22 protein-coding genes are annotated in these 22,897 nt (G+C 69.0%); 15 read left to right on the top strand and 7 right to left on the bottom strand.

Annotated elements, in window-relative coordinates; genetic code table 11:
- Nucleotides 1-283: 283 nt before the first annotated feature.
- Nucleotides 284-931, bottom strand: a complete 648-nt coding sequence (locus FZC61_RS16125) for a TetR/AcrR family transcriptional regulator (protein ID WP_211357281.1) — start codon at nt 929-931, stop codon at nt 284-286.
- Here FZC61_RS16125 and FZC61_RS16120 point away from each other — a divergent pair.
- Nucleotides 900-1,637 (top strand): SDR family oxidoreductase, encoded by a 738-nt coding sequence (locus FZC61_RS16120; protein WP_148615182.1) that lies wholly within the window; start codon nt 900-902, stop codon nt 1,635-1,637. The genes FZC61_RS16125 and FZC61_RS16120 overlap by 32 nt on opposite strands.
- A 128-nt stretch (nt 1,638-1,765) precedes the next feature.
- Here FZC61_RS16120 and FZC61_RS16115 read toward each other — a convergent pair whose 3' ends face one another.
- The 4 genes from FZC61_RS16115 to FZC61_RS16100 all read right to left on the bottom strand — a co-directional run bounded on the left by FZC61_RS16115 (nt 1,766) and on the right by FZC61_RS16100 (nt 4,863).
- Nucleotides 1,766-2,233, bottom strand: a complete 468-nt coding sequence (locus FZC61_RS16115; RefSeq protein ID WP_148615181.1) for an NUDIX hydrolase — start codon at nt 2,231-2,233, stop codon at nt 1,766-1,768.
- Nucleotides 2,234-2,317: 84 nt separating this feature from the next.
- Entirely contained in the window at nt 2,318-3,292 is a 975-nt protein-coding gene (locus FZC61_RS16110) for an MFS transporter (RefSeq protein ID WP_148615180.1), read from the bottom strand.
- A complete protein-coding gene (locus tag FZC61_RS23960; protein ID WP_148615179.1) occupies nt 3,226-3,561 on the bottom strand; it encodes an MFS transporter in 336 nt (111 codons plus the stop codon). Before FZC61_RS23960 ends, FZC61_RS16110 begins: the two co-directional genes overlap by 67 nt.
- A 291-nt stretch (nt 3,562-3,852) precedes the next feature.
- Nucleotides 3,853-4,863, bottom strand: coding sequence for a S66 family peptidase (locus FZC61_RS16100; RefSeq protein ID WP_148615178.1), 1,011 nt, complete (start codon nt 4,861-4,863; stop codon nt 3,853-3,855).
- Nucleotides 4,864-5,674: 811 nt separating this feature from the next.
- Here FZC61_RS16100 and FZC61_RS16095 point away from each other — a divergent pair.
- Together FZC61_RS16095 and FZC61_RS23165 are read left to right on the top strand one after the other, a co-directional pair.
- Nucleotides 5,675-6,859: an IS110 family RNA-guided transposase gene (locus FZC61_RS16095; RefSeq protein WP_281289833.1), complete on the top strand. Its 1,185-nt coding sequence runs from the start codon at nt 5,675-5,677 to the stop codon at nt 6,857-6,859.
- Nucleotides 6,860-6,889: 30 nt separating this feature from the next.
- A complete protein-coding gene (locus tag FZC61_RS23165) occupies nt 6,890-7,171 on the top strand; it encodes a hypothetical protein (RefSeq protein WP_170286129.1) in 282 nt (93 codons plus the stop codon).
- Between the two features lie 40 nt (nt 7,172-7,211).
- Here the strand turns inward: FZC61_RS23165 and FZC61_RS23160 are convergent, their stop codons facing one another.
- Together FZC61_RS23160 and FZC61_RS16085 are read right to left on the bottom strand one after the other, a co-directional pair.
- Nucleotides 7,212-7,388, bottom strand: coding sequence for a hypothetical protein (locus tag FZC61_RS23160; RefSeq protein WP_170286128.1), 177 nt, complete (start codon nt 7,386-7,388; stop codon nt 7,212-7,214).
- Nucleotides 7,389-7,650: 262 nt separating this feature from the next.
- Nucleotides 7,651-8,877, bottom strand: coding sequence for a hypothetical protein (locus FZC61_RS16085; RefSeq protein WP_211357279.1), 1,227 nt, complete (start codon nt 8,875-8,877; stop codon nt 7,651-7,653).
- Between the two features lie 81 nt (nt 8,878-8,958).
- On the opposite strand from FZC61_RS16085, the gene FZC61_RS16080 reads away from it, so the two are divergent.
- From FZC61_RS16080 to FZC61_RS16025, 12 genes are all read left to right on the top strand, one after another.
- Entirely contained in the window at nt 8,959-9,441 is a 483-nt protein-coding gene (locus tag FZC61_RS16080) for a GNAT family N-acetyltransferase (protein WP_148615176.1), read from the top strand.
- A complete protein-coding gene (locus tag FZC61_RS16075; RefSeq protein ID WP_342780333.1) occupies nt 9,438-10,247 on the top strand; it encodes an inositol monophosphatase family protein in 810 nt (269 codons plus the stop codon). Before FZC61_RS16080 ends, FZC61_RS16075 begins: the two co-directional genes overlap by 4 nt.
- A gap of 317 nt (nt 10,248-10,564) precedes the next feature.
- Nucleotides 10,565-11,518, top strand: coding sequence for a hypothetical protein (locus FZC61_RS16070; protein ID WP_148615174.1), 954 nt, complete (start codon nt 10,565-10,567; stop codon nt 11,516-11,518).
- Nucleotides 11,519-11,567: 49 nt separating this feature from the next.
- A complete protein-coding gene (locus tag FZC61_RS16065; protein WP_085894327.1) occupies nt 11,568-11,801 on the top strand; it encodes a hypothetical protein in 234 nt (77 codons plus the stop codon).
- Nucleotides 11,798-12,652 (top strand): hypothetical protein, encoded by an 855-nt coding sequence (locus FZC61_RS16060; protein WP_148615173.1) that lies wholly within the window; start codon nt 11,798-11,800, stop codon nt 12,650-12,652. Before FZC61_RS16065 ends, FZC61_RS16060 begins: the two co-directional genes overlap by 4 nt.
- A 39-nt stretch (nt 12,653-12,691) precedes the next feature.
- A complete protein-coding gene (locus tag FZC61_RS16055) occupies nt 12,692-12,985 on the top strand; it encodes a hypothetical protein (protein ID WP_011755687.1) in 294 nt (97 codons plus the stop codon).
- Complete coding sequence (locus FZC61_RS16050; RefSeq protein WP_148615172.1) at nt 12,985-13,851, top strand: hypothetical protein; 867 nt, start codon at nt 12,985-12,987, stop codon at nt 13,849-13,851. Before FZC61_RS16055 ends, FZC61_RS16050 begins: the two co-directional genes overlap by 1 nt.
- Nucleotides 13,851-14,627, top strand: coding sequence for a hypothetical protein (locus FZC61_RS16045; protein ID WP_148615171.1), 777 nt, complete (start codon nt 13,851-13,853; stop codon nt 14,625-14,627). Before FZC61_RS16050 ends, FZC61_RS16045 begins: the two co-directional genes overlap by 1 nt.
- Nucleotides 14,624-16,582 (top strand): type IV secretion system protein, encoded by a 1,959-nt coding sequence (locus tag FZC61_RS16040; RefSeq protein ID WP_148615170.1) that lies wholly within the window; start codon nt 14,624-14,626, stop codon nt 16,580-16,582. Before FZC61_RS16045 ends, FZC61_RS16040 begins: the two co-directional genes overlap by 4 nt.
- A 74-nt stretch (nt 16,583-16,656) precedes the next feature.
- A complete protein-coding gene (locus tag FZC61_RS16035; RefSeq protein ID WP_148615169.1) occupies nt 16,657-18,162 on the top strand; it encodes an SCO6880 family protein in 1,506 nt (501 codons plus the stop codon).
- A complete protein-coding gene (locus FZC61_RS16030; RefSeq protein ID WP_170286127.1) occupies nt 18,162-19,697 on the top strand; it encodes an ATP-binding protein in 1,536 nt (511 codons plus the stop codon). Before FZC61_RS16035 ends, FZC61_RS16030 begins: the two co-directional genes overlap by 1 nt.
- 28 nt (nt 19,698-19,725) lie before the next feature.
- A complete protein-coding gene (locus tag FZC61_RS16025; protein ID WP_148615168.1) occupies nt 19,726-22,869 on the top strand; it encodes a VldE C-terminal domain-containing protein in 3,144 nt (1,047 codons plus the stop codon).
- The last annotated feature ends 28 nt before the right edge of the window (nt 22,870-22,897 follow it).

Genomic DNA, 22,897 nt, shown 5'->3' with positions numbered 1-22,897 from the left:
AGGTGCGTCGCGGTTGGAAACGTTCGGCGCATCTCGACAAACATGTCGAGATGCACGAAGGATTGATGGCCCGCCCGCGGGAGACCTTGACGAGATCGGCCATTTGCGTGGTTGCCGTCAAGGTAGGCCGGTCCGGACACGAGCTCTCCCCGCAGAGCGCCCCGTCACCGGCGAGCTTCGCGGACGGGTCATCCGGGACGGCCGGGCATTGGTCAGTGGGCTGGCCTGCTCAGGTCCCGCACGAGGTTGGTCTACTGGGCGCCTGTTCTGGCCGATCTGTTGACTAGAACGCGCGCAGTCCGTCCACGACTAGGTCCAGAAGGTGCGGCACTCGATCGGCCCCCGCGCGGCCGATCTGCCACAAGAACGCGACCAGGGCGAGCAGGTCGGCCGGCGTAACGTCTGCGCGGAGGACACCTTCACGCACCCCGGCTTCGAGCAGAGACCCGATGGCGGTGACGATGTCGTCGTACTGCTCGTCGTGCAGCTGCTGCCTGGTCGCTGCATCCAGCACGTCAGACAGGGCGTGCTTCTGGTAACCGAAGGTGGCCAGCTCGTCGAGCCAGGTCCGGAGCGCGGTGTGCTGGTCCCAAGACTCCGCCAGCGCTCGTGCCGAGCCGATCAGGCCCTGGAAGTCTTCGCGGTAGACCTCGGCGAGCAGCGTCTCGCGGGTGGGGAAATGGCGGTAGAGCGTGCCTTGACCGACTCCCGCGCGACGAGCCATCGACTGCATCGTCGTCGCCGGGTCCAGGAGCAGCGCGGTCCGGGCGACGTCGATCAGGTGTGCGCGGTTGCGCGCGGCGTCGGCCCGGCGGGGACTTGGCGAAGCGGACATCTGTCCGTTAACCTCCTCGACGAATCGGACGCGCGTCCGGTTGACTTTACTCAAGGGACCCACCATGGACGGCATCCAGGACAAGATCGTCGCCATCACCGGCGCCTCGAGCGGCATCGGCGAAGCGACAGCGCTGCACCTGGCCGCGAAGGGGGCGAAGATCATCCTCGGCGCACGCCGAACGGAGCGACTCACCTCGGTCGTCGAGCGCATCACGGCCTCGGGAGGCGAGGCCATCGCCGTCGAGACCGACGTACGCAGCCGAGAGGCCCTGGAGGTGTTGATCGCCGCAGCTCGGTCGCGATTCGGCCGCCTCGACGTGCTCCACCAGAACGCCGGGAGCATGGCGGTGTCCCCCTTCGACGCCCTCGACGTCGACGGGTGGCAGCAGATGGTCGACGTGAACCTCGTCGGGGTCCTGAACGGGATCGCCGCTGCTCTGCCGGTGTTCCGCGAGCAAGGCTCAGGACACTTCGTGCACACGGCATCGACTTCCGCCCACAGGATCGTCCCCGCCCAGGGGGTGTACGCGGCCACGAAGACGGCGGTACGCGTGCTCAGCGAGGCGCTTCGACAAGAGGCCGGGCCCAACTTGCGCGTCACCGTCGTGTCGCCCGGCTTCACCGCTACCGAGGGCGTCACCAAGACCGACGATGCGGAGCAACGCGCGAAACTCGAGGCCCGGATGAACGCGATCGCCATGCCGGCCGACGCCGTCGCAGCTGCCGTGGCATACGCGATCGCGCAGCCTCCAGGCGTCGATGTCGGCGAGGTGATCATCCGACCCACGGCTCAGAGCTAAACAGCTCGCGGAACGCTGGGCGCCTCATTACGCGCCGTGCAGAGGCGCCAAGCCTTGCAGCAGCCCTCAACGGATCCCGCCACTGATCACGTTCACGTTCCGCAGGAGGATCGCTTTCCGGCGACTGCTCAGCCGATGAAGCGAGCCGCCTGCTCGTCGGAGATCGCAGCGTCGATGCGTGCCCGAAGAATCTCCGTCATCGGCGGGAGGTCGTCGAGCGACCACCACCGGACCTCGACGCTCTCGTCGTCGCCGATCTGCGCCTCTCCCGAGAGCCAAGAGCAGGCGAAGCACAGGTCGAGGTAGGCGGCCCGATCGCCGTTGGCGTGGACGACGCCGCGCATCACCGAGGTGGACGCGAGCCGGTCTACGCTCACAACGACCCCAGTCTCCTCCAGGACTTCTCGAGCAGCGCACACCGCCGGTTCCTCACCCGGGTCCACAATTCCGGTCACCGGTGCCCATTGCCCGTTGTCCGAGCGGCGCACGAGTAGCACCTCCTCGCCCCGTCGTACGACGGCGGTGACGCCAGGCATCCACAGCTCTGCCTGCCCGATGTGTCGGCGCAGTTCGACGACGAAGTCCGGAATCGGCATGAGCGACAGGCTACGCAATTGTGCCTCCCAACCACGACGAGGCACCTCGTTAGGGCCCTGTCCGCACGTGGTCCGCAAGTTGGTTCAGCGGGCCGCCGGCTTCTTGGCGTCAGGAGTGACGCCCTCGAGGCGTACGTTGGCGATCGCGGGTGTCGCGAGGGCGACGACCATGACGATTCCTGAGAGCACGAAGCTCCCGAGCTCGACGCTCCGGATGCTCATGAGAAGGACGAGTGGGCCCACCAGGAGCTGACCGACGGGCATCGCGATGAAGGAGAAGAATCCGTCGATCGCCATGATCCGCGACAACATCTCCTCGGGCACCTTTTCCTGCACGGTGAGGCTCCATGCGAGGCTCAGGACCGCGAGTCCGACCCCGGCGACCAGGAACGCGAGCGCCAGCGCGACCGTGCTGACCGGGGTGATGGCCAGCATCGGCAACGCCAGCGCGAAGAACCCCACCATGATGGCGTGCATCGGCCGCCGGATCGTGAGGTGGACCAGGAAGAACCCCGTCACGAACAGCCCGACAGCCTCCGCCGACCGGGCGATGCCGAAGCCCTCGCTGCCGATGGTGTTCTGCGCGATCACCGGGCCCAGGACGCCAATCGCGCCACTGTTGAGCGCGTTGAACACCAGCGCACAACACGACGCCGGGATCACCCAGCCAAGGGAACGAGCGAATGACCACCCGACCCTGAAGTCGCCGATGACGCTGGCCTGTCGCTCCGCGCGCTCACCGAACGGGATCTTGACCAGGACCAGGAACCCGGCCGCCGCGAAGTACGTCGCGGCGTCGAAGGCCAGCGCCCACCCGGGGCTGGTCGCCGCGACCAGGATCCCGGCCGCGGCCGGACCCGCGATGTGCAGCAGGCTGTCGGTCTGCCCGATCAGGACGTAGGCGGGCTTCCGATCCCCGGGTGGGACCAAGATCGGCACCATCCCGTGGAAGGCCGGGTAGGTGACGGCGACCACCGTGCCGCTGACGAAGCTCAGCACGACCAGGTGCCAGATCTCGGCTGTGTCGGTGAGGACCAGCAGCGCGATTGCCGACTGCACGACCCCTGCACCAGGTTGCCGCCCCGCAGCACCAACGCCCGAGGCAAGCGATCAGCCAGCGCCCCGCCGATCAACATGAACCCGACCATGGGGACCGAGAAAGCCGCGACCACCACACCGAGAGCAGAGGCCGAGTCGTTGATCTGCAGCGCCGCGAAGGCCAGGGCGATGCCGGACATCGACGAGCCTGCGGTGTTGACCGCCTCGCCGACGTAGAACCACCGGAAGTTCCGGTTCCGCAGTGGTGCCGTCACGTCGTGGGAACCCATGCGAGGACGCTAACCACCTGTGTCCACCCGATTACTGCGCCACGCGTGGCCGGGCCGAACTCAACGGCGACAACGCCGGCGGACCACAGCGAGCGCCCTGCGTACGGGCCTGCTCGCTTCGAGGCCATGACAGGTGGAGGCGATTGCCTCTCGGCCAGTCCAGCGAGCGTTATCGCACGCCCATCGGCACGCGGAGCGTGCCATCAGACGATCCGCCAACGGTGAAGGCAGTCGCCGAGCGCCGTCGAACGGGAATCTAATTCTCCTATTGGTCCAGCCAGAAGCCGGGCGTTACCTCAGTCCTTGAGTGATGTTGTGTACGTCGGCGTCGACAGTCACGGTGGCCATCGCTCCGTTCACGAGAGGCAGGTGCGGCGGCACGTGGCCGATCTCCACGTCGAACACGATCGGGAGGTCGAGGCGGCCGAGGGCGTCGAGTGCTGCCTGCTCCTGTGTCATCTTGGGGTTGTCGCCGGCGTTGGTTCGGCCGATGAGGATCGCAGCGGCATGGTCGAACCAGCCGGCCAGCCGGAGCCCGTGAAGGTTCCGACAGATCGTTGCCGCCTCGTCCTCTGCGGCTTCCAAGTACACGATCAAGCCGTCGCTTGCGTTCTGCTCACCGAAGGCCGCAACGTCGCCGTAGGGCGTTCCGGCCAGGTTGGCCATCGTTTCGATACAGCCACCGATGAGCCGCCCGCTGACCTCGAGCGACTGCGCGCCATGGAGTCGCCACCGTCCTTCGCCGGCCTCGCGCCACTCGACCGCCTTCGCGTCCTCCTCGAAGCGCCACCAGTTGGCGATCAACCCTGAGTCACGCTGGACGTGGGGGCCTGCTCCCGCTGCGAGGGCGGTCCAAGGCAACAGGCTCGTCGGTGGCCGGTACGGGGTGTCGGCGAGGTTGTCGCCGTGGATGGTTGCCCAGCCAAGCCGGGTGGTGATCGGCAGCAAAACAGTCGAGAGATCGGAGTAGCCCACCAGCCATGTGGGCTCGGCGGCAGCCAGTGCGTTCCAGTCGAGCAGGTCCACGAGATCGATCGCGGTTTCGCCGCCCCAAGGCGGCAGGACACATCGGACGGCAGGGTCGCAGAGCATCTCGGTGAGTTCGGCGGCCCGCTGTTCCGCTGGCGCGGACGTGATCCCTGATCCGTCCATACATTCGCCGACGACGACTTCGTAGCCCTCGGCGCGGAGCCAGTCCACACAGAACTCGACTCGCTCGGCGCCGGGGCCAGAGGCACCGGCGGACGTCGAGGTCACCGCGATCTTGTCGCCGGGACGAAGCCGGGCCGGGTAGCGAATCATGAACTCGATCCTGCCAGCGGCGCCGACATGCTGGCATCCAGGTTTGATCGCACGACCATCCTCAAGCCGCGGAGAGCCACTCGCGGTTGCGTCGCCAACGCACGGATGTCTGCCGCGATGCGAGCCTTCCGCCCGCCGACGTCACTCGTGGAGCGACCCCGTGCGGGATCGTCACGCGGAGCGTGACCAGAACGGGATCCCCGAGCGGGACTCGATGTGTCGCCGGCGTCGGAGCTGCGCACTATCAGCGGCAGTAGCGGACGCTATGCCGCCATCCGCTCTGCGGCAGAGTCGGGGTGATGCGCGACAGGTGTCCGGAGTCGTGTGGCTCTGTGTCTCAGGTCAGGAGCGCTAGGACGACGACGCCCAGCATGATGAGGCCGATGACCACCGCAACGGTGATGTGAAGTGGATTGTCCTGAGGGGATGAGCCCGGTCGCCACAGGTACCCGGGCGATGGCGGCTTCTCGTCGTTCACACTTCCCCTCCGCTGCGGTCGATGACACTGACGACGACGCGTCCCTCTACAGGGTACGTCCGCACATCGGCTGCTTGTTCCATTGACCTCAGGACCGGTGCCTGGCGAGGCTCGGTTCAGGCGTCCGGGCCGTCGCTCTCACATCGGCTGCCCACGCTGGTCGTGTGGCTCTCTTTTGGCCTGCGCGGCCCGGGCGTCGCCAAGGGGTCAGGAGAGGCTCAAGAGGGGTTTGCCTAGCTCGAAGCAGCGTTGCCCTCCCGACTCGACAACCGTCAGGGAGCGACTAAGAGGACAGGGCCAGTGAAGCCAACAGACGCACGGGTCGTGATCGGGATGGACCCGCACAAGCGGTCAGTGACCATCGAGGTCATGGCCGCGGATGAAGAGGTACTCGGCGGTGGCCGGTTCGGCACCGACCCCGCCGGCTTCACCTCGATGCTGGACTACGTCACCCGGTGGCCGGACCGGGTCTGGGCCATCGAGGGCTGCAACGGCATCGGGCACCACATAGCCATGCGGCTGCTTGCTGCCGGCGAGCAGGTCATCGACGTCCCACCCAAGCTGTCAGCCCGAGCACGGGTCTTCGCCACCGGCCAGGGCCGCAAGACCGACGCCACCGACGCCCACTCCGTGGCCCTGGTCGGCACCCGCATGGCCGGGCTGCGACCTGTGGTCAACGACGCCCAGCTCGCGGTGCTGCGGCTGCTGGTCGACCGCCGCCGCTCACTGGGCGAGGACCACACGCGGATGATCTCCCAGCTGCACGCACTGCTGCTGGAGCTGATCCCCGGCGGGGCCAAGAAGGACCTCTCCGCCGCCCAAGCTAAGGCACTGCTCGCCAGCGTCCGCCCCCGCGACGTGGTCGGCAAGACCCGCCGCCGGGTCGCTGCCGAGCTCATCGCTGACCTCGAGCGGGTCTATGCGCGGAAGAAGGCCGCGGACAAGGAACTGAAGGAACTGGTCGCTGCCACCGGCACCAGCCTGCTGGACCTGCACGGCATCGGACCCTCCGGCGCTGCGCGGCTGCTGGTCGAGGTCGGCGACATCACCCGATTCCCCAACCGCGACCACTTCGCTTCCTGGAACGGCACCGCACCCATCGACGCCTCCTCCGGCGACAACGTGCGGCACCGGCTCTCACGCGCCGGCAACCGGCAGATCAACCGGACCCTGCACATCATGGCCACCGTCCAGCTACGCAACGACACCGAAGGCCGGCGCTACTACGACCGCCGCCGAGCCGACGGCAAGACACCGATGGAAGCCATGCGAGCACTCAAACGACGGCTGTCGAACATCGTCTACCGCACCATGCTCGACGACGCCATGCGAGCGAAGGCGACGGGCCCGGGAGGGCAACGAGGTAGCGACTCTGACTCCAGCGCGACCGGCTCACAACCCCAACACCGGCTCTTCGGACAAGCCACTCCGGGGCCCGTCACACACCCCAGCCTAGAACGCCCCTGCCACGCGTGTCTTGACACAGAGGGGAGCCATGTGCGGTTGTCACGTGGCTGAGGCCATGAACGCAGCCAGGATGTAGTTCGGGTGGCGATCGAGGTTGTTGCGAGCTCGGTCGTAGCGCATGGTCGTGCGGGGGTCGGCGTGGCGGGCGCCGTCGTGCTCGACGTGGTTGCCAACTACCGCGACAAACTTGAGGCGCTCACACAGTTGGTAAGCGCGGTCGCGGCGGGCGACGCTGACGCCGAGCGCTCCGCCGCGCTACAAGTCCAGAGCGCGGCTGCGGAGGGGAACCGCCTCGCGAATCGCCTTGCCCGCGTTGCGCGTCAGTTGGGGTGCCCCCCGAGCATCTGCATCTCGCTGGAGTGATCGCCGGGTAGGGCGTAATGCCCACGATCAGAGGTCCGGACTACGCCTCCTCTACGAGCTGGAAGCTCGGGATGGCCTCGTCAGCACCCACGCTGTGACCGAACCCAGTGCGCTGGAACAGTCGTCCTTCGTGCTCGAAGGTCTCTATGCCTGCCGGCACCTCGACCACCATGTTGATACCCGCTCCGAGAAGCCTGATGCGCTGTGTGTCACTCATGCGCACGATCATGCTCCCGCAAGTGAGTTAGCGCTGAGGCCCATGCGCGCGCGGCCGTTCTCCCGGTCGGACGTCGATGACGAAGCCGTCCGTGAAAGTCCACTCGATTAGTAGATCTTGACCGTGACAGCGAGTTGTCACTATTCGCTGCATCTCGACAACTGTCGAGATGCAGCGGAGATTGACGAATCTCTGGCGTGCGAGTCTGACGAACACCGCCCGGGGCAATGGCCTCGTCAGGGTGTGAGTCCGCGGCGTGACCTCAGGACAGGCCGAAAAAGTCGACCGCCTGTTGCCTGATCCGGTCGAGGCGCTTGGAGACCGCGCTGTGGTTCGCGTACCCGAGTATCTGGGCGATCTCGGTGCGACTCGTCACGCCGCTGTTGAGCAGGACCACGATCTCCTTGTTGCGGGCGTTGAGGATGGCAAGGAAGTCATTGGTGACGATCCGTCCGAGCACCTCGCTTTCGGGACCCTGGACCGGGATGGTGTCGGTGAGCTCTACGAACTTCACTGACACCTTGGAGCGCTTGGAGTAGAGCTTGCGCTCGAAGTCCTCGCGTGCAAACGACCATCGCGGCGAGAAGTCGTCCTGCACGCGGTTCGACTTCACGGCGTCCATGATTCCGCGGAGCCGGCCAGTGGCATCGGCCGCGCTCACTGTCTCGCTCACCTTCTCGGCGGCCTCGTCGACACCGAGCCAGATCGGGCCCCCCATCCGCGGGTTGGCCTTGATGGCACCTTCGAGGACGCTGCCGTCGATGAGCTCGACGGGGCCGGCCTCAGTCCCTTCGTCTACCACGGGGAAGCCGCGCAGGGTGGCCTGGATGACCTCGGTGATGGCGGGGACCCAGAAGTCGAGGTTGTGCGCGAGAAGCTTGATCGGGTCATCGCTGGAGAAGGCGGCGAGCCCGGATCCGGAGTTCAAGTGGGGCCAGACCGTCCAAGCCCAGGCCCGGCTGAGCCGTGCCTCGAAGTCGGCGGGGAGGTAGCGGTCGACTTCGATTTCGCCGATGCCGTACGGCCACATGCCGGCGCGGAAGAGCGGCAGGCCGAAGCGCTCCAGGGTGCTCGCCGGGAGCGAATACAGCAGCGGGGCGTACTCGTGGTAGCGCGAGTTGGTCCGTGGGACGAAACTGACGTTGAGATCTCCCAGGTCGGCGATCCGGGCCATTTGCTCGGGTAGCTCGTCCTCGTCGAAGTAGCGCCGCCGGAACTGAGCGGACTCCCACACCTGGTTCCACTTGTGGATAGCGAGGGCTTCCTTGATGTGGTCGTCGTCCTCCCGAATGTCGATCGCGACGTACTCGACAGGCGAGGGCTCCACCGCCCGAGCGATGCCTTTCATCGTGAATCCGACAGAGATATTGCCCAGGCGAGGGTGGAAGTCTGGGTCGACCTCGTCCGGACGCATGAACAGGCTCTCGCGTTGAAAGGCGTCGACCTCGGCCTGGGTCAGCGGACGCTCGTCGTCCTCGGGCAGTTCCATCGAGTCCATCATCGTCGTCATACCTAGGTCACGGCAGAAAGTCGGCGAATCGTTCCGTACGCGCCACCTTAGAGTTCGGACATGCTTCCAGCACCGACGCTGCGCCTGCGGTTTCGCGAGATGACCGCGGGCGACCTGGCCGAGATCGCAACTCTGGAAATCGGCGGATCGCGCGGCCCTGAGGGCTGGATCGAGTGGACCCTCCGTAACTATGAGCAATACGGATTCGGCCTCTGGGTGATCGAGACCCACGCGGGGGACTTCGTGGGCGACTGCGGTCTGACGATGCAGGACGTTGAGGGAGAGCGGCTGGTCGAGGTCGGCTGGCACGTGCGCACGCCGCTTCGGCGCCAAGGCTACGCATCCGAAGCGGCGGGGTCCGTGCGCGCCGCCGCACGGGACGTCGGCGTTGGTCATCTGGTCGCGATCATCCGGCCGAGCAACATCGCCTCGCAGCGGGTTGCGACCAAGATCGGACTCGCGCTCGAGCGCGAGATCCACGCTCACGGTGGCCCAGCACTGGTCCTTGGAGCTGACCTCGCTGCGCAAGGCAAGCCGGAGTGACAGCGGTGTCGCGCGACGTTGACGTCGCCTTGGCGGCGGTCGGAGCAGGGGCGGCGACCGTGCGAGCTGCATACGGCCGAGCGTTGAGTATCCATGCGAAGTCCGGCACCGACTTCGCGACTAACGCGGACATCGAGGCAGAACGCGCCATCCTCGATGTGATCACCGCCGCCCTCCCCGACGATGCCGTCGAGGGCGAGGAGACTGGCCGCAGCGGTGGCACCGCAACCACACGCCGGTGGCTTGTCGACCCACTCTGCGGGACCCTCAACTTCGCGGCGCAGACGCCTTTGGTGGCCGTCAACGTCGCCCTGATCGACGGCTCACGCACCGTTGCCGCGGCGGTCGCCGAACCGATCACAGGCGAGGTGTTCTGGACCGACAGCAAGAAGGCCATGGTCAGGGCTGCGGGCGGGGCGGACGTCGCGATATCTCCATCGCCGGAGTCTCGGCTCGTCGACGTCAACTGCGATGGCCCGCTCGATCGTCCGTTCCTTGGCGCGCAGGTGATCGACGCTGCGTTCCGTAAAGCGTTTGGTCCTCGGGTCATGTCGACCACGCTCGCCGTCGCGTGGGTAGCGGCCGGGCGTCGCGCGGGCTACATCAGCGACGGCCATTTCGTCGACAACGTGCACTTCGCCGCCGGGATCGAGCTCTGCCGCGCCGCAGGGTGCATCGTCACCGACCTCAACGGGGCCGAGGTCGGAATGGGCCGCGGCCTGATCATCGGAGCCGATGCCCCGACTCACCATCAGCTGCTGAGCATCGTGGCGCCTCACGCGGAGGCATTGGCGCAGAAGTCATAGGGGGAGGCCACAGCCTCCATCCCCCCGGGCGCTCCTACGCGGTCCTGCGCCGGATCCAGTCGACCGCCCGACATAACGCGAGTTGTTCAACAACACGTAGGCAATTTCCTACTTCGCTGCATCTCGACAAAACAGGCCTCGCGCCACCCTGGTCAAGAAGTTTCTGCAACTTTCGGGGGGACGCCCTCTGACCTGCGGAAACGCGCGTCCCTCCTCTGCGTCCCCCCTCCAAATCAGGGGTTTGGGGGGACGGATGCGGGGACGCCCGCTCGCGACCTTTCTGCCGTGCACAGCCACGGACGAAAGGAGCGAGTGCGATGAGTGTGGGTGGCCAGCTCGGCCTCGACGACAACAGCGAACTGCTCGACCAGGCCCGCCAGAAGTGGCCGGCCTGGGTGGCCGCGGATCCACGGCTTGGAGTCGTCGAGGAGTTCGACGACCTCCGGGCCTGGCTGCCCTCGGTGGGCAGCGCAGCCTCTGACGAGGTCCTCTTGGCGCTGGCCATGCTGGCAGCTCCCGAGGGCGGCGACGACATCGCCGCTGCGGCCGCGCTCGCCAAGTGCCTACTGCCCGGCGCGTGTCGGCTGGCCGGCTGGCTGAGCACCCTCCCTCCCCGCGAGGTCTTTCGCGACAGCCAGCCCGTCGCGGCAGGCTCCTGGTCGGCCGTCGAGCGGATCGACGAGCTCGTGGCCTCCCAGCTGTGGATCGAGGTCCGGACCTTCAAGTGGCGCCGGCTGCGCAAGGTTGCCGCGAACATCCTGATCAACACCCGCGTCGGCGTCCTCCGCGAGGTCGGTGACTTCTTCTACGTCTCCCGGGCCGACCGCACGTGGGCGAACACCACCCTCGTGGAGTCCTTCTCGTCCGGCGACTTGGCCGACGGCGACGCAGGAGCGTGGAGCGCCGCCGCGATGCCGACCGAACGGGTTGCCGGCGCCCTGTTCCACCGTCCCGAGATCCTCGCCGACGCCGGTCCCGAGCAGGAGGAGCCGTCGGCTACCGAGGAGCTCCTCGAGCTGTTGGCGTGGGCCTGCGAGAACCAGGTGATCAGCCCGGCCGACCGGTACCTGCTGCTGTGCCTGGTCGACGAGGCCGACCGAGTCGAGACCCGCAACCTCGCTCGCGGCTACGGCGGCCTGCTCAGCAACGAGGTGTCCAGCCGGGTCGCGCCGCGGGTCGGGGTGTCCGAGGCAACCGTCCGTCGCCACGGCTCGCGCAGCATGCGCGCCCTCGCCGCGGCCGTCCCGAGGAAGTTCGGCCATGACGAATGACCGCAACCGTGATCGCTCCCACCGCCCCACGACACATAGGCGACTGGAGGTGGTGAAGCCCATGACAAACACCCAGGACGACGGCGAGTGCCGGACGCCGGAGAAGATCGCCGAGCTGTTCGCGATCGCCGGCCGCGAGATCGAGGCGATCGAACAGCTCACCGGCTGCGTCGCCCAACTGCACGAAGTCCAGGCCGCCAAGGCAGAGCTGGCAAGCCTGACACCGGCTGAGGTCCGTGCCGCGCTCGAGTTCCGCCGCGGCGGTATCGGGGAGGCCAAGTGAGCACCCAGACCTCCAGCCGCCCGGTCGGCGTCGACGAGCTCAAGCGAGCCTGGGACGCCGTGAACGCCGGCGAGTTCCGCGCCGGCGCCGGCGCCGGCACCGGCAAGGGACCCCGCGGCCGCGGCACCGCCGCCGCGGGCGACTGGTCGCCAGCCGCGGGGGAGCACACCATCGCCGTGTTCGGATGCGCCGGGTCGGTGGGAGCCAGCACCATCGCCCTGGCAGCCGGCCTGGCCGCCGCCGCCCCGGTCCGGGTGATCGAGTGCTGCTCGGTCACCGCCTCTGGTCTCGCCGCGGCAAGTACCGCCGAGCTCGGCCTTCACCCGACCGACTGGCGTCAGGGCAAGCGCGACCACGTCCTGCTCGAGCGGGCCAGCGAGGTCCTCGCCGGCGTCGACGAGATCCCGCTGCCGATCGACGCAGAGAACGAGACCCAGCTGACGATCCTCGACGTCGGCTGGGAAGCCGGTCAGCTGCTGGCCACCGACTGCTGGCTCGCCGAGGCCGTCCGCACCGCCGACCAGATCGTCCTGGTCACCACCGCCACCGTCCCCGGGATGCGCCGCGCCTCGGTCGCGCTTGAGCTGCTGGCTAACCACTGGCAGCCCGAGCAGATCGCCCTCGCCGTGCGTGGGCCGCGCCGCAAGAAGTGGCCCCGGGGCCTCGAGCACGCCGGCGGTCCCGCCGTACGCCGCGCCCTGGTCGCGGACCGGTGCGTGGAGATCCCCGAGGACCGCGAGCTCGAGGTCAACGGCCTGGACTCCCGGCCCGTCCCGGCCCCCCTCATCTCGGCAGCCCGTCAGCTGCTCGAGCCCGCCCACCTACCCACCGACACCAGCGAAAGCGCCTGACCCGCACCGGGTCAGCAAACCCAGAAAGGAAGTCCACCCATGGACGTCATGACCGCTCTCCTCCCGATGGCCGCCCAGGTCTGCCCGAAGGCGCCGCCGGGTGCCGTCGGACCCACCAACGAGATCACCAGCTACGTGCTGTGGGGCGTCATCGTCCTGTTTGGCCTCGGCATCGTGATCGCCATCGGCGCGATCATCGCCGGCCGCGTGTTCTCCCTGCCGCACGCCTCCAAGGTCGGGGTGATCTCGGTGGTGGTCGTGTTCGCCTGCGCGATCGCCTACCTGGTCCTGCCCGGCATGCTCAACGGGATCCTCGGCAAGGGCTGCATCTGATGCGGCGCGCAGCCACGAAGAAGGCCGAAGGCGCCACAGAGTGGGGCCGGCGCCGCCTGCTCGGAATCCTGGTCGCCGCCGCCGTCGTGGCTGCGCTCCTGCTCGGTGGCCTCGGCTACGCGGTCTACCTGGCCGTCGCCGGGATCGGCGAGGAAGCCAGCGCCAACACCGACGTCGCCACCGGCGAGACCGATCGCTCGACGGTGGCCCAGGGTGCCGTGCACCGCGACCAGGTAGCGGCCGAGCCGATGCTGGCCGTTCCCGAGAACGCCGCCTTCCCGGCCGAGACCACCAGCGCCAAGGCGCCCCTCATCAAGATCCCGGCTGGCACCGGTGTGAACGGACCGGCGTTCGTGATGACCGGGTTCCCGCACACCCCCGAGGGCGCGATCGGGCAGCTCGCGCAGATCGACCTCGCGGTCCTTCAGTCGATGAGCCTGACGACGGCGGCGGAGGTCTACAACGCCTGGGCCCTGCCCGGCGGGGTCCGCGCCGACGAGTGGTGGATCACCGCCAGTGTCCAGGCCTTCTTGACCAGCACCGGAATGGGCGAGGTCAAGCACCCCAGCTCCTCGGTCTCCCTTGAGCCGGCCGCCGCGCTCGTGAAGGGCACCGACGGGCCCGACTGGACCACCGTCTGCGTGCTGATGAAGGTCACCGCCTCCTACAAGCAGGAAGGCCAGATCGCCTTCGCTCACTGCGAGCGCATGCAGTGGGTCGGCGGCTGCTGGATGGTCGCCCCCGGCGCCCCGCCCGCACCCGCCCCCGCGACCTGGCCCGGCACGCAGCTGGCCCACGAGGCCGGCTGGCGCACCTGGTCGACCGACGACACCACTGACCCTGACCACATCGAAGGGGACCACTGATGAAGAACCTGACGACCGGCAACGACGACTCACGGGCCACCTTGGTGCGCATCGGCATCCTGGTGGCGATCGCCTGCATGGTGGCCACCGTCGTCTGGCTCGGTGCTCGCACCCGGGCCGACGACGACTCCGGCGGCCCCGACACCACCGGCGGGGACAACTCGAGCCAGACGGTCGAGAGCGCATCGGTCGAGCAGGTCGCACCGGACACCGCACCGGCCGACGGCGTCGTGATCCCGACCGGCGACGACCAGATCGACGGCTACCCGACAGGATTCCCGGCCACCGACCTGGGCGCCGTGGCGCTTCAGGTCGAGCTGGCCAAGGCACAGCTCGGGTTCGACTACGACCAGGCCGTCACCGTCGCCCGCCTCTACGCCAACCCCGAGGACAAGGCCGTCTTCGAGGAGCGCTCCCGCGCCGCAATCGCGCTGCGCCGCCAGCAGGCCGGCGTCGCGAAGGAGGGCGACGTGCCCGCCCCCGCGTCGTACGCCGTCACCCCGGTCGCCTACACCCTCGAGCAGCTCGACACCGGCTACTACGCGGTGAACCTGCTCAGCTACGTCACCCTCACCACCGCCGACGGCCAGGTCAAGGACAGCCTCTACGCCGGCACCCAGCTGATGCGGTGGCTGGACGGTGACTGGCGACTGGTCCGGGGCAGCGACGCGGACATCGAGCACCTGGTCTCGGAGGGCCAGCCGCAGGCGGTGTCGCCCGGCACCCCCGAGTTTGAGAAGGCCGGCTGGATCCGGATCAACGGAGCTCCCCAGTGAACACCGTCATCACCGCCGTGCGCCGGGCGAGCCGACTCGGCATCGCCACCCTGGCGCTCCTGGTGCTCACCACGCTCCTCGGAGCTGCCTCGACCCTCCAGCCTCCCGCCGCAACGGCCAGCGAGCCAGCCGCCAGCACAGCGCACCTCGCTCCAGTCGCCCCGGTGGCGACCAGCGGCACTTTGCCGGCCCGCAACCTCAAGATGGGCTGCCCGGGGCCCGACGCCCTGTGCGACCTCGGCGGCGACGCCGTCGACTGCGCCAAAGACCCGATCGATTGCGGCAAGGACGCCGCCGGCGATGTGAAGGACGGTGCCAGCGACCTGCTCGACGGCGCGGGAGATCTGCTCCCCGATGGCTGCGGGATCCTCGACGCGATCTGCGGCGACATCGGCGGACTGCCCGGGCTTCCGGGCGTCCCTGGGCTGCCCGGGATCCCCGGTCTGCCGAACGTCGGTGACCTCTTCGGCGGCGGCATCCCCGGACTGGGCGACATCCCCAACCCGTTCGAGGCCATCGGGGACGTCATCGCCAAGGCCGCAGCCGACGCCTGGACCGCGGCCATGCTTGCGATCTGGAACTCCGGCCTGTTCGTGCTGCGCATCGTGCTCACGTTCAGCGAGCTGTTCTTGACTCCGGACCTGAGCGCCGACGGCCCGGGCAAGGACGTCTACGCCTTCACCCTGTGGCTGGCGCTGGCCCTGGTGGTCATCTTGGCGATGATCCAGCTCGGCGCCGCGGCCTTCAAGCGCGAGGGCAAGAGCCTCGCCCGGGCCTTCATCGGGTCCGGCCAGTTCGTCTTGGTGTGCGCCTGCTGGTTCGGGTACTGCGTCATGATCATCGCTGCCTGCGGGGCGCTGACCAAGGCGCTGATGAAGTCGCTACTCAAGGTGCAGACCTGGCCCGACTGGGACCCGCTCGGCGGACTCGGCATCGACGACATCACCGACGCCGGCGTGGCCACCGCTCTTGCCTTCCTCGGGATCTTCCTGTGGCTGGCCGCCATCGGGCACGTCCTGGTCTACCTGGCCCGCGCGGCGTCCCTGCTGGTGCTCACCGCCACCGGGCCGCTCGCGGCCGCCGGCCTGGTCTCGGAGTTCACCCGCTCCTGGTTCTGGAAGTCGCTGCGCTGGTTCCACGCCGCGGCGTTCACCCCGGTGCTGATGGTGATGGTGCTGGGCATCGGCGTGCAGTTCGCCAACGGAGTCGCCGCCCACCTCGCCGAAGACACCGCCAAGGCGTTCGGCACCGCGCTGCCGGCCGTGATGACGATCCTGATCAGCGTCGTCGCCCCGCTGTCCCTGTTCAAGCTCCTGGCCTTCGTCGACCCCGGCACCCCCAGCGGCGCGTCGTTCCGCCAGGGCATGGCCATCCAGGGCGGCCTCCAGGGCCTGCTCAGCGGCGGCGGCGCAGGTGGCGGCTCGTCGGCTGCGTCGACCACCGACGCCAACGGCCGCTCCTCAGGCGAGCAGAGCGCCGAAGCCTCGACCGGCGACCGGTTCAGCAAGTCGACCCAGGGCGCCCTGGGCAGCTTCGGCCCGGTCGGCCAGGCCATGTCGACCGGCATGGGCTGGATCAACTCCGCCGGCGCGAAGGCGACCTCGCTGATGTCGGACGAGACCAACCAGGCCGGTGTCGGCCAGAGCACCTACGGCCCCGACTTCAGCGGCCTGGGTGGACGGCAGTCCGGCGGCCAGGGCGGGACCCACCCCGGGTCGCAGAACGGCGACCAGAGCGACGAGGACTCGTCGATGCCGACCCCGCCCACGCCTCCTGCGCCGCCCACCCCGCCGACGCTGCCCACCGGCGGCGGCCACGGCGGCGGTTCAGGCGGCCAGGGCGGCGGAGGAGCTGACGCCGCTCCCAAGACGCCGGCCGCCGGCGGCGGGGGAGCAGCAGGAGGTGCCGGCGGCGCCGGCGCGGCAGCTGGCGGCATCCCACCGGTGGCGGTGTAACCGATGCGCCGACCGCCCCACCTCGAGCGCCGATCGACACCCACCGACCTCACTGACCAGAAGGGAAGCCGACGATGACCACCTACGCCGACTACCAGCGCGACCGCATCGGCTGGTTTTTCGGCCTCTCCGGAGGCCAGCTGATGTTCCTGGCGCTGGCCAGCCTGCCGGCGTTCTGGGCAATCAGCCGCGGAGCGTGGTTCTCCGCGTTTCTGTTCGCCCTGGTCTGGGTGTTCCTGCTGGCCATCACCGTGATCCCGGTGCGCGGCCGCTCGGCCACCGGCTGGGTGTTCGCCTCGACGATGTACGCCGTCGGCGGCCTGTTCGGCTGGACCTCGTTCCGTGCCAAGGCCACCCAAGGCCGCGGCGAGGACCTCGACACCCCGGACCTGCCCGGGGTCCTCCAGGGCGTCCAGATCCACGACGGCCCGCCGCACGGCTCGCAGCTGCAGCGCGTAGCGATCATCGAGGACCACGCCATGAAGACCTGGGCGGTCACGGCCTCGATCGTGCACCCCGGCATCGGCATGAAGGACACCGAAGAGCGCGCCCGCTACGGCGAGGCCCTGGCCGGGCTGCTCGACGTCGCCGGTCGCACAGAGAAGCTCGACGAGATCCTCTTCATGGTGCGCACCGTCCCCGAGGACGGCGCCGAGCGCGACCTGTGGGTCAACCGCCACCGCCGCCCCAACGCCCCGGAGCTGTCGGAGGTCGTCAACAGCGACCTGGCCCACGGCCTCACCCAGGCATCGGTGCGCACCGAGCAGTTCGTGACGATCCTGGTCCCGGAGACCCGGATCGCGAGGTCGGCCAAAGAGTCCGGGGGCGGCTTCGAAGGCCGCTGCCGCGAGCTCTACCTGCTCATGGCCGAGATCGAGGCCCAGCTGCGCGGCCCGATGGGGATGACGACGGTGCGCTGGCTCACCAGCCCCGAGCTCGCGCTGGCCTGCCGGACCGGATTCGCCCCCGGCGACCGCGCCGGCATCGTCGAGGCCCTCTCGCTGCGGGAGAAGGACCCAAGCGTCAACGCCGACGTCCCGTGGGCGATGGCCGGCCCCTCGGGTGCCGACGCCGCATTGCGGCACTACAGCCACGACGCCTGGAACTCGGTCAGCGCCACCATCAAGCTGCCGACCCGCGGCGTCGCGATGGGTGCCCTGGCACCGATCCTCACCCCCAGCGAGTTCGGTGAGCGGCGATCGTTCGTCGTCGCGTACCCGATCGTTTCCCAGACCAAGGCCGACCGGCAGTCCGGCAACGCCGAGTGGGCCGCCGACCTGGCCGAGGGGATGAACGAGAAGCTCGGCCGCAAGACCCGCGCCAAGCAGCGCGACGAAGCCCACAAGGCCCGCGGCCTGGACGCCAAGCTGGCCCGCGGCAACTCGCTGACCCGGCCCTACGGCGTGTGCACGGTCACCGTCCCCAAGTCGATGCGGATCACCGAGTTCGGCCGCCGCCTGGACGCCTCGGTCCGACGCGCCGGGTTCGCCCCGCTGCGCCTCGACCTCGCCCAGGACGTCGGGTTCGCCGCGTCCACCATCCCCCTCGGCACGAGCCTGACCCGGAGCGGAGACGCCTGATGACCACCACCCGCCGGAACCGCCGTGGCGGCCGCGACATGGCAGCCCTGCTCTCCGACTTCGGGCACGACCTGCCCACGATCCCCACGCTCGCCCCGGAGGCCAAGGAGCCCCGGCTCTTCCGCTACGCGCCGCGCCGCGGTGCCACCCGCCGCGGCCGAGGCTGGGCCGCCGCCACCGCCCCGGCGATGGCCTGGCGGATGACCAGCGACCAGGCCCCGGTGTTCTGGCCCTTCGTCTCCGCTCCCGCCCTGCCCCCGACGGGCGCCCAGATGGGCGTCGACCAGCTCTCCGGCGGCAGCTTCTACTGCGACCCGTTCGGTTGGGTGCTGCGCGACGACGTACCTGCGACCAACCCCAACATCTTCCAGTTCGCCAAGCCGGGAAGTGGCAAGTCCGGCACCACCAAGGCGTTCTGCACCCGGATGATGCCGTTCGGCTACCGCACCCTGGTCACTGGCGACGTCAAGGACGAGTACGAGTCGCTGTGCCGCGCGCTCGGTGTCGAACCCTTCGTCATCGCCCCCGGCTTCTGGGCCCGGGTCAACCCGCTGTCCATGGGGCCGCTCGGCGACGGGTGGGAGAAGCTCTCGGCCGAGGAGGCGCAGCGCCGAGCCACGATCATCTTCAAGCGGTGGCTCGTCCTGGTCCGAGGCCTGGTCGGCAGCATGAAGATCGACGACGAGCGCCGGGTGCCGTTCGGCCCCGACGAGAGCGACGTCGTGCGCAATGCGCTGGCGATCCTCACCGGCTACGCCGCCGGCAACAGCGTCCTGCAGGAGACGACCATCCCGCGGCTGTGGGACCTGCTGCGCAACCCCACCGAGGAGCTCGTCCGGGCCTGCGAATACGCGAACACCCGCCAGTTCCTCGACGAGACCCGGCTGCTGCGCAACGCGCTCGGCGAGCTGGTCACCGGCACCCTCGCCGGCCTCTTCGACGACTTCACCAACATCGAGGTCGACTGGCGGGCCCCGATCCAGTCGTTCAGCCTTTCCCGGCTCGACGGCCTGGGCGATGAGGCCGTGGGCATCGCGCTGCTGTGCATGAACTCCTGGGGGCGTGGTCTGCGGGAGATCGCCGAGCCAGGCGACCTGCGCATCGTGGTGCGCGACGAGGTCTGGAAGCAGATGCGCCTCGGAACCGCCGCAGTGGCGAGCTTCGACGCCGACCTGCGGCTCTCACGCGGCATGGCCGGCAAGGGCGGCGACATCCAGTTCTGCAACCTCCACAAGCCCTCCGACCTGCTCTCGGTCGGCGACGCCGACTCCCAGGCCGCGATGATCGCCAAGGACCTCCTCGAGCTGGCCGACATCAAGATCCTCGGTGCCCAGAAGCCCCGTGTCGCCCGCGAGCTCGACTTCATGCTCGGGCTCGGCCCGATCGCCCAAGACCTCGTCTCCGGGTGGGCCATGCAGGACAAGGGCCGCGCCCTGTGGTGCATCGGCGACGCCACCTACAAGGTGCAGACGGTGCTCCACCCGCTGGAGAAGAAGCTCTACTACACCAACGAGGCCATCGAGTCCGCCGCCTGAGCGCGCGCGACCTCGGGACTGACCTGTCATGAAGAAGCTGCTGCTCGCGGGACTGCCCGTCCTGATCATCTTCATGGGGCTGCCATTCCTCGTGACGCTGATGGTGGTGATGACGACCACCGCGGCCGCCGAGTGCCGCACCCAGAGCAGCCAAGGCACCGCACCTACCGAGCTCGGTGACCTCGGAGCCATCGACGGCCCGGTGGGCGGCCCGGTCAACGGCAAGATCACCATGGCGCAGGCCAACATCCCGCGCCGCTCCGGCCTCGACGGGTTCCGGGCCTCCATGCCCAAGGTCCTGTCCCAGAACCCCGAGTTCGTCACCCTCAACGAGGCCAGCGGCTGGAGCCTGGAGCAGATCGAAGCCGCCACGCCGGGCTACTCAGCCTTCCGGGTGGCAGCCCCGGCCGGCACCGGCACCGGCGCCGAGCAGGCCATGGGCAACGTCGTCCTCTGGAAGAACGCGACCTGGACGAAGGTCAACGGCGGCCGGGTCCAACTCGTCGACGACGACAAGACCTTCTACGACGGGCGTCCGGTCACGTGGGATCGCTTCGCGACATGGGTGATGCTGCGCCGCGCCGACGGCTCCGTGGTCTCGGTGGTCTCCACCCACCACATGACCAACCCGCACCGTTGGCCGACGCAGCACGGCAACCCGCCGCTGACCCGGCCCCAGCAGTACGGCGCCGGAATGGACATCCTGCTGCAGCTGCGAAACTCACTGGCCGCCCACGGTCCGGTGCTGATCGGCGGCGACATGAACACCCAGGCCTCCTACACCGACATCCCCTGGACAGCGGCCGCGAAGATGAAGGCCGCCGGCTACGGATGGCACAACCACGGAGTCGACTTCATCTTCTTCCCACACCACCAGGGCGCCCGTCTCGAGCAGGGCTGGGACGGCACGATGGTGTCGGACCACCACTGGCTCTCGGCTCGCATCGCCATGAACGGCGCCGGCCCGGAGAGCGCGCCCGAGACCACCACCACGACCGACGGGATCGTTCCCGCGGCGACCACCGCCCGGACGTCCGCCGAGCCGCCGGCCGGCGACGTGCTCGCCCAGCTGATGCGCCTGCGGTTCGCGTCCAACTACCCGACCATGACCGCCGACCAGGCCCGTAACGCGATCACCATCGCCCTGGTCGCCCGCGACCTCGAGATTCCCCGCTACGGGCTGCAGATCGCGATCGCCGCCGCGATCCAGGAGTCCAAGCTCGTCAACCTCACCGGAGGTGACCGCGACTCCGGCGGCCTGTTCCAGCAGCGCCCCTCGGCCGGCTGGGGAAGCCGGGCCGAGATCACCAACCCCGTCCTCGCGGCCCGCGCGTTCTTCGGCCAGGCCCAGCACACCGGCAACCCCGGCCTCCTCGACATCCCCGGCTGGCAGAACATGCCGCTCACCCAGGCCGCGCAGGCCGTCCAGCGCTCGGGCTACCCCGACGCCTACGCCCAGTGGGAGGACGTCGCCGGCGACATCACCGATCTGCTCGGCGGCGACCTGCCCGACCTGCCCGACGACGGCTCCACCACGAACGTCGCCAACTGCCAGGGCGAGACAGTCAACCCCATCACCGTCGGCACCCTCAACCTGCTCGGCGCCGGCCACACCGACAAGCCGGGGGAGCGGCCCGGGTACGACACCTGGGACAAGCGACTGCCCGGCGCCATGCGCACGATCGAGAACGCCGACATCTCGATCGCCGGCCTCCAGGAGGTGCATGGCCCGCAGGCCCAAGCGCTGGAGAAGTACGCGGCCAAGTGGGGGATGTACCCGGCCAGCGGGAAGGCACAGAACCGGGTGATCTGGGACCGCAACGAGTGGGAGCAGACCGACGGCCGCCTCGTCGACATCCCCTACTTCGGCGGCAAGGACGTCGGCATGCCCCTGGTGCAACTGACCTCGACGACCACCGGGCAGGTGATCTGGGTCTGGAGCATCCACAACCCGGCCAACACTCAAGGAAACGCCGCCGGGCACCGCCAGGAGGCGCTGCGCCGCCAGCTGGCCACGATGACCGAGCTCGCAGGCGCCGGCACCCCTGCGGTGATCCTGGGCGACTTCAACGACGGCAAGGACGGCAACAACTCCTCGCACTGCGCACTGACCCCTGAGCTGAGCAACGCCTTCGGCGGCTCTGCCGAGCCCTGCAAGAAGCCCAAGCAGGACGCGCCGATCGACCACGTCTACGGTGCCAACCTCACCTGGGCCAGCGCCGCGGTCGACACCAGCACCCAGGCCAGCAAGATCGCCGACCACCCGCTGGTGACCGCCACCACCGCCGGCAGCAGCGCCGGGTGCGCAGTTGACTCCGGCACCGCGGAGGCCAAGTACAACCTCGGCCCGGTCAAGCCGCAGCTGACCCAGCTGGTCAACATCCTCGGCCCCATGTTCGACATCAAGACCGTCGGCGGCTACCGCGAGAGCGCCACCGACCCCAACGGCCACCCGGCCGGGCTCGCGGCCGACTTCATGGTGCCACTCACCGCGGCGGGCCGCGCGCAGGGCGACCGTCTCGCCGCCTACGCCAAGGCCAATGCCCAGAAGCTCGGCATCGACTACATCATCTGGTACCAGCGGATCTGGTCGGTCGCCCGCGCAGGCGAGGGCTGGCGGCCGATGGAGGACCGCGGTAGCGCTACCGAGAACCACCTCGACCATGTCCACATCAACGTCAAGCCCGGCGCCTCCGTCCAGCCGGTCGGCCTCGAGGGCGCCTCCTGCGACGAGGTCGTCTATCCGGTGCCCGCGCAGTACGTCGGGACCGACAACCACAACTGGCACGAGACCGGCCCTTACTGGTCCAAGTGGCACACCGGCACCGACTTCTCCGCACCTTGCGGAACCACCGTCTACGCCGCCCACGCCGGCACCATCGAGATCGACACCACCCAGCGTTCCTGGGCTGGGCCGCAGCTGGTCAAGGTCACCACCGGCGCCGGGTCCCTGACCACCTGGTACGCCCACATGGCGACCGTCAGCGTCAGCCGCGGCCAGACCGTCGCAGCCGGCGAGCCGATCGGCCAGGTCGGCAAGGAGGGCAACGTCTCCGGCTGCCACCTCCACTTCGAGGTCCACCTCAAGAACGGCTCCATCTACGGCCCCGACAACGTCGACCCCTCGACCTGGCTCGCAGAGAACGCATCACGCCCGAGCCACGCCGTGTGATCGCACCGGAGCCCTGACAGCACATAGG

This window comes from Nocardioides rubriscoriae, assembly GCF_008087085.1.
GTDB classification, from domain to species: domain Bacteria; phylum Actinomycetota; class Actinomycetes; order Propionibacteriales; family Nocardioidaceae; genus Nocardioides; species Nocardioides rubriscoriae.
This window is presented reverse-complemented; position numbering and strand designations above follow the sequence as displayed.